The following is a 6,441-nucleotide window of genomic DNA, read 5'->3' as shown; positions in this document are numbered from 1 at the left end:
ATTTACGATCCCGGCGATCTGATTCGAATCAGCCATGGCGGGTTTCGGAAAAACTCCGGTGTGTCAGTCATGGGCGGTCTCTTTTTCCAGCAGGGGGATCAGCTCGCTGAGCTGGTCGATGACGATCTCGGCGCCAGCAGCGAACAGCCGTTCGGGTTGGCAGTAGCTGCCGGAGACTCCGATGGCGGTGTAGCCGGCGTCCACCGCGCAGACCATGTCGTATTCGGTGTCGCCGACGTAGACGGCTCGGGTCCGCTCGCCGCGTCGCGAAACGAGGGTGGCGAGCTTGTCGACGGCTCCGGCGTCGACAGTGTGCAGCAGGTCGTCGAGGTGCAGGTGCTTGAGGTCGAGCCAGACGGTCTCCGCTGCGGCGGCGGACACGACGCCGACCCGTGCTCCGCGGGCGCGCAGCGTCTCCAGGAGCGGTCCGGCCACGGCTCGGGCTGGGGAGGTGGTGGCGGCCATGACGTGGTTCCACTGCCGCTCGGCGCTCGGCGCCTCGTCGACCGGCACGCCCAGCGCGGTGAACATGACCCCGAGGGGGAGGCGGAACTCGCGGCTGAACTCCTCGGCCGATATTTTCGCCAGCCCGCACCCGGTCAGCACCGTGTTGATGGTGGCCTCGATGCCCGCGCCGGTGTGCCGGTTCCTCGGGTGGTCGCCGTCGAGGGGGTGGTCGCCGTCGAGGGGGTGCGCGGGGCTCACTGGGCTCCTGCCATGGCCAGTTCGCCACCGAGCTCGGCGACGGTGCCCAGACGTCGGCCCTGCTCGCCGGCGAAGACGTTCACGTCGTCCGGCGAGCAGCTCAGCTCGATGGCGGCGTCGAGCGGGGGCTGCTCGCCTGAGCGGCAGCGCACGGCGAAGGTGCGGCGGGGTCCGGGAGTGTCGAGTTCGACGTGCACCACCCGGTCGGCCCCGTTCGGTTCGATCAGGGCGACGCGTCCGCGGGCGCGCCAGTCGAGCTCGACGTCCCCTGCGGTGAAGCGCAGACATTCGGGCCGCACGCCGAGGGTGACCGGCCGGTCCACCCGCAGCCGCCGCCGGCCGAATACCGACGAGCCATCCTCGCCCACCGGGGCCAGGTTCATGGGCGGGCTGCCGACGAACGACGCGACGAACAAGGTGGCTGGCACCGCGTACAGCTCGTCCGGGGTGCCCAGCTGCTCGACCTTGCCGTGGTTGACGATGGCGACCCGGTCGGCCATGGCCATGGCGTCGACCTGGTCGTGGGTGACGTTCACGCCGGTGGCGTTCACCGAGCGCAACAGCTCGGCGATTTCGACTCGCAGCGCGGCGTGCAGTTGGGCGTCCAGGCCGGACAGCGGTTCGTCGAGCAGCACGACGCCCGATTTGCGGGCCAGCGCCCGGGCCAGCGCGATGCGCTGGCGCTGGCCACCGGACATCTCCCGCGGCTTGCGGGCCAGTAGATGCTCGACCTGCATGCGGGTGGCCACGTCGTGGGCCCGCGCTCGCGCCTCCTGCTTGGACAGCTTGAGGCCGTGCCGCAGGCCGAGGGTGATGTTGTCCAGCGAGGACAGGTGCGGGTAGAGGGCGAAGTGCTGGAACACGATCGCCATGTCGCGGCGGTGGGCCGTGGACGGCGCGCTGGTCCACGCCGTCCACGGTCAGCGTCCCGGAGTCATGCGTCTCGAGCCCGGCGATGACCCGCAGCAGGGTGGACTTGCCCGACCCGGACGGGCCGAGGATCGCCGCCTGCTCACCGTCGGCGATCGACAGGTCGATCGCGTCCAGGGCCTTGACCGTGCCGAAGTTTTTCTCGACTCCGCGCAGTTCCACGGTGGGCATCGGTTCTCACTTCCCCACGAGCTTGTTGACCTGGCTGACCGCCGAGGCCACCGTCGTCTGCGGATCGGCACCAGTGGACAGCTGCTGGGTCGTGGTGGTCAGCGTGTCGAAGATCTGCTTCGTCGCACTGCCCTTGAACCCGCCCCAGACCGACAGCGGCTTGTCGTAGGACCAGGCGTACTTCAGCTGCGGGGTCGCGGTCGATCCGGCCAGCAGCTCGGTCGCGGCGTCGGAGTTCACCGGGATGTAGCTGTAGCCGGTGCCGCTGGCGGCCAGGGAGATGTCCTTGCTGAGCATCAGCGAGATCATCGCGTTGGCGTAGGCGGCCTTGCACGGGTCCTGGGACAGCACGAGCCAGCCGTTGCCGCCGGCGGGCAGGGGGCCGGCGTCAGTGCCGTTGAGGGTCGGCAGGTCGACAGGCATCCACTGGAACTTCGAGCCGACGCCCTTCTGGATGGTGGCGACGATCGAGGTCGTGTAGGCCATGAACGGCAGGTTGCCGGCCATGAACTGGGCCATCGCGTCGGTGCCGCCGACGTTGAGCAGCACCTTGTCCTTGGCCAGGGTGCTCCAGATGCTCAGCGCCTGTACCCCGGTGGCGTCGCCGAACCCGGCGCTGCCACCGGCGTTGACGAAGGTTCCGCCGGCGGCCTGCACGAAGCCCTGGCTGAACCAGTCGGGCAGCCCGTCGGTGGAGATGTTGATCGAGGGCTTGCCGGTCTTGGCGGTCAGCGTCTGGGCGGCTTTGATCAGTTCGGCGTAGCTGGTGATCGGCGTGCTGGGGTCGATACCGGCGCTCTTCAGGGCCGTCTGGTTGACCAGCAGCACCGGGGCCGAGATCTGGAACGGAGCGATGTAGACCTTGCCGTTGGCGGTGCCGGCAGCCAGGAACTGCTTCTGGTAGCCGGCGGGCAGCTTGCTCTGGTCGATCTCGGCCGGGTGGTAGCTGTCGACCCAGAAGGTCAGCTGGGACAGCCCGGCGTTGATCAGGTCGTCGGGCTTGCCCACGGCGGCGTCGGAGACGACCTGCTTGGTCAGATCGTTGTAGGAAGCGGTCGCCGAGGCGGTGGCGTCGAACTTCAGACCCGGGTACCTCTGTTGCATCTGGGTGACGGCGAGTTTGACCGCGGGCGCGGCCTGCGGGCCGAAGTTGAGCTTGAGCGTGACGCCGTCGGGTTTGCAGCTGGACAGGTCGGCGGCCTTGGCGACGGTGCCGGTCAGCGCCGGGCCGTTGCCGCCCGCACTCGAGCCGGAGCCGCTGCCGCAGGCGGCGAGAGTCAGCGCGGTGACCGCGGCGAGTGCCGCGGTGCCGAGCAGAGAACGACGAGTGGACATGACAGAACTACTCCTTGGGTTCGGCGAGGATTGCGGTGGGGGGCGAACGGATGTGAATGCGAAGTCGTGGGCCGCTTGGGCCGCTTGGGCCGCTTGGGGCGGGTCGGCGGGTCGGCGGTTCGGCGAGTCAGGGATGGTCAGCCGGCGATTTCGCCGCCGGCCATGCCTTGGACGAAGCGGCGTTGGGCGAACAGAAAGAGAATCAAGATGGGTGCGGTGACGATGGCCGCGCCGGCGGCCAGGGCCGAGTAGTCGAAGCCGATGTCGGCCTGCTGGAACACAGCGAGCCGCAGTGGGGGAGTGGCCAGGTCGGGGCTGCGGGCCACCAGCAGCGGCCAGAGGTAGTCGTTCCAGTGGGTGAACACCGAGAAGATCGCGAAGGCGGCGATCGAGGGCATGGACATCGGCACGACGACCCGCAGCAGGGTGCGCCACGGGCCGAGCCCGTCGGTCTTGGCGGCGTCGAGCAGCGCGTCGGGGATGGAGAGCATCTGCTGGCGGAGCAGGAAGATACCGAACGCGCTGCTGTAGAACGGCAGTACGAGCCCGATCCGGGTGTCACCCAGCCCGAAGAGGTTGATGCCGATGAACGTGGGCACCATGGTGGCCTGGGTCGGGATGAGCAGGCAGGCCAGCACGACCCCGAACAGGATGCCGCTACCCTTGAACCGGATCTTGGCGAAGACGTAGGCGGCCGGTACGCACGTGATCAGCTGCAGCAGCAGGATCGCGCCGGTGATGATGAGCCCGTTGAGTAGCGCCTGGCCGCGGTTGGCCTTGTTCCAGGCGCGGGCGAAGTTGCCGAAGTCCAGGTGTGCGGGCCAGAAGCCCAGCCCGTCGGCCAGCTGCTGGCTCTGCGGGGCGAGCGCGGTCCGCAGCATCCAGTAGAAGGGGAACAGCGAGACTCCGACGGCGATGAGTACCAGCAGCCATTTGATCAGCCGCGCGGGAATTGGGCTGGTGGTCATCGTTGCTCCGCCGAGAACGCGCGGCGGCGGACCAGCCCGATGCAGATGAGCACCGCGATCAGCACGAACGACAGGGCCGACGGCTTGCCGAGCTGGAAGTAGGAGAAACCGACCTTCCAGGTGAAGGTGAGGATGGTCTCCGAGGATTCCTGGGGACCGCCCTGGGTCATCACGTTGATCTGGTCGAAGGCCTGGATGGAGGTGAGGATCGAGAGCACCGTGGCGAAGACGATCGTCGGCTTCATCATCGGTAGGATCAGCGTGCGCAGCTTGGCCCAGCCGCGGATGCCTTCGGCCGCCGCTGCTTCGTGGATCGCCCCGGGGATGGTGGTGAGCCCCGCGAGGAACAGCAGCATGGTCAGCGAGACACCGCGCCAGACCCCGACGAGGGCCACCGAGATCAGCGAGTATCGAGTGTCGTTGAGCCAGTTGATCGGCGCGACACCGATCCAGGCGAGCGCCTGGTTGGCGAACCCGCCCTGCAAGGCGAAGATCCACTTGAAGACCACGGCCATCGCGACCAGGTTGGCTGTCATCGGCAGGAACAGCGCGGTCCGAACCAAGGTCCGACCGTGTCGCAGGCTCTCGGCCAGCAGCGCGAGCAGCAGTCCGAGGACCAGGCTCGGGATGATCGTTATCACGCAGTACAGCAGGGTGTTCTCGATCGCCCGGTGCGCGGTCGGGTCGCTGAACACGGACGTGTAGTTGTCGAAGCCGACCCACTTCCAGTTCGCGCCGGTGGCGAGCGGGATGGCGAAGAAGCTGCCGATGAAGGAGAGTAAGGCCGGCAGCAGGACGAACAGCCCGATGCCGCTCATCGCCGGCGCGATGAAGACGTAGGGCGTCGCGCGGGTGCGGTTGGGGTCGATGGGTTTGCCGGCCGCGGCCAGCGACGGCACCGGCTTGTCGAGGACGGTCGTCATAGCAGCGCGCTTCGTTCGATGGCGGTGACCACGCCGTCGACCGCGATGGCGATGATCAGCTCGTCGGTGACGGCCACCGGCGCCGCGACCGGGGCGCCGACGTTGACCTCGGCCAGCCGCTTGCCCGACGCGGCGTCGAGGGTGTAGACGCGCCCGTCGAGGCCGGAGAGCAGCAGCCGCACCGAGCCGTCCTCGGCCGGGACGGGTACCGGTCCGGCGAACAGCACCTGCGGGGTGCGGGTGTAGCTGGCCATCGCGAGCTTGGAGGCCGACTCCATCGGCGTGCGCCATCGGATCGAGCCGTCGGCCCGGTCGAGCAGCACGACGTCGGTGCCGGCGAAGACGGTCGCGATGCCGTCGGGGACCGAGGCCGGGGTGGCCGGGCTGAACGGAAGCTCGGTGGAGAGCTTCCAGCGGCCCGCTCCGTTGCGAGCGTCGATGGCCGACAACCCCGACGGGGTCGGCACGCACAATGGTCGTGGAGTGGGGTGCCGATGGGCCAGAGGCTGCCGATGAGTTCGGTGAGGTCGCCGCCGAGCGTCCAGTTGACCTCGCCGGTGTGCAGGTCGAGGTCGGCGATGCCGATCGGTGACGGGAAGTTGGCGAGGATGAGGGTGTGGCCGAGCAGGAGCGGGTTGGAGTGCGAGACCAGCGTCTGGTAGGTGCACAGGTCGGTGCGCTCTCAGCGCAGCTCGCCGGTGTCGGCGTCCAGGGCCCGCACGTGGGACAGGTCGCCGACGATGAGGATGCCGTCGGCCACCACCGGATTGGCCCAGGCGAACAGCCGCAGCGGGTCCGGTGACGGGATCCGCCAGCGCTCGGTGCCGGTCTCGGCGTCCAGGCTGACGACGTCGCCGCTCACCTCGACGGCGATGACGTGACCGTGGTGGGTCACCGGCGTGCCCTTGATCGAGGCCTGCAGTTCGGCCTGCCACAGCTGGGATCCGTCGCGCAGTGACAGCACCTCGACCGCGCCCGAGGGGAGGTCCTCGCGCTTGGCGCCGGCGATGACCCGGTCGCCCTCGACGCGGACCGGCGCCCGGTGACCGGCTCCGGAGAGCTGGTGGCGCCAGCGCACGACCGCGTCACCCTCGGCGGCGTCGCGGCGGATCGCCGCCGGCATCGCGAAGGTGGCCCGCTCCAGGCCGGTGCGGGCGATGGCCCGGGTCTCCAGGCCGAGCTGCTCGCCGTCCCAGCGTCGGACGTCCGGCCCGGCCGCGAGCACGACTCGACCGCTCTGAAGGCCTCCGGCGCGCTGCCGATCCTGCAAGAGTGGACCGCCGACCTGCAGGAGGTGCTGTTCGACCTCGGTTACGAAGGGTTGGGCAGCCCGGCCGGGCCTCTGGCGATCGCGTACAAGAAGCCCAAGGGCGGCACCCTCACCGACGAACAGAAGGCGCACAACAGGA

7 protein-coding genes and 2 pseudogenes are annotated in these 6,441 nt (G+C 69.1%); 1 reads left to right on the top strand and 8 read right to left on the bottom strand.

The genetic code is table 11. From position 1 onward, the window contains the following. Positions 1-63: 63 nt before the first annotated feature. The 8 genes and pseudogenes from G6R25_RS19840 to G6R25_RS19810 all read right to left on the bottom strand — a co-directional run bounded on the left by G6R25_RS19840 (position 64) and on the right by G6R25_RS19810 (position 6,155). On the bottom strand, positions 64-705 hold the full coding sequence (locus G6R25_RS19840) for an HAD family hydrolase (protein WP_163554155.1): 642 nt from the start codon (positions 703-705) through the stop codon (positions 64-66). Next, positions 702-1,568: an ABC transporter ATP-binding protein gene (locus tag G6R25_RS30885; RefSeq protein ID WP_205447271.1), complete on the bottom strand. Its 867-nt coding sequence runs from the start codon at positions 1,566-1,568 to the stop codon at positions 702-704. Before G6R25_RS30885 ends, G6R25_RS19840 begins: the two co-directional genes overlap by 4 nt. 94 nt (positions 1,569-1,662) lie before the next feature. Continuing rightward, positions 1,663-1,806 (bottom strand): annotated as a pseudogene (locus G6R25_RS30880) (ATP-binding cassette domain-containing protein); the annotation flags it as partial. A gap of 6 nt (positions 1,807-1,812) precedes the next feature. Beyond that, on the bottom strand, positions 1,813-3,141 hold the full coding sequence (locus tag G6R25_RS19830) for a type 2 periplasmic-binding domain-containing protein (RefSeq protein ID WP_163554154.1): 1,329 nt from the start codon (positions 3,139-3,141) through the stop codon (positions 1,813-1,815). A 137-nt stretch (positions 3,142-3,278) separates the two neighbouring features. Further along, positions 3,279-4,109: a carbohydrate ABC transporter permease gene (locus G6R25_RS19825; RefSeq protein WP_136449235.1), complete on the bottom strand. Its 831-nt coding sequence runs from the start codon at positions 4,107-4,109 to the stop codon at positions 3,279-3,281. Then, a complete protein-coding gene (locus G6R25_RS19820; protein WP_136449234.1) occupies positions 4,106-5,032 on the bottom strand; it encodes a carbohydrate ABC transporter permease in 927 nt (308 codons plus the stop codon). Before G6R25_RS19820 ends, G6R25_RS19825 begins: the two co-directional genes overlap by 4 nt. After that, positions 5,029-5,499, bottom strand: coding sequence for an outer membrane protein assembly factor BamB family protein (locus tag G6R25_RS19815; protein WP_161983095.1), 471 nt, complete (start codon positions 5,497-5,499; stop codon positions 5,029-5,031). The genes G6R25_RS19820 and G6R25_RS19815 overlap by 4 nt, the downstream gene beginning before the upstream one ends. Before the next feature lie 215 nt (positions 5,500-5,714). Beyond that, complete coding sequence (locus G6R25_RS19810; RefSeq protein ID WP_235949177.1) at positions 5,715-6,155, bottom strand: outer membrane protein assembly factor BamB family protein; 441 nt, start codon at positions 6,153-6,155, stop codon at positions 5,715-5,717. A 72-nt stretch (positions 6,156-6,227) separates the two neighbouring features. Between G6R25_RS19810 and G6R25_RS19805 the strand changes: the two are divergent. Further along, positions 6,228-6,441 (top strand): annotated as a pseudogene (locus G6R25_RS19805) (IS5/IS1182 family transposase); the annotation flags it as partial.

Origin of the sequence: Candidatus Frankia alpina (genome assembly GCF_902806485.1) — a bacterium.
In the GTDB taxonomy this organism is placed as follows: Bacteria; Actinomycetota; Actinomycetes; order Frankiales; family Frankiaceae; genus Frankia; species Frankia alpina.
This window is presented reverse-complemented; position numbering and strand designations above follow the sequence as displayed.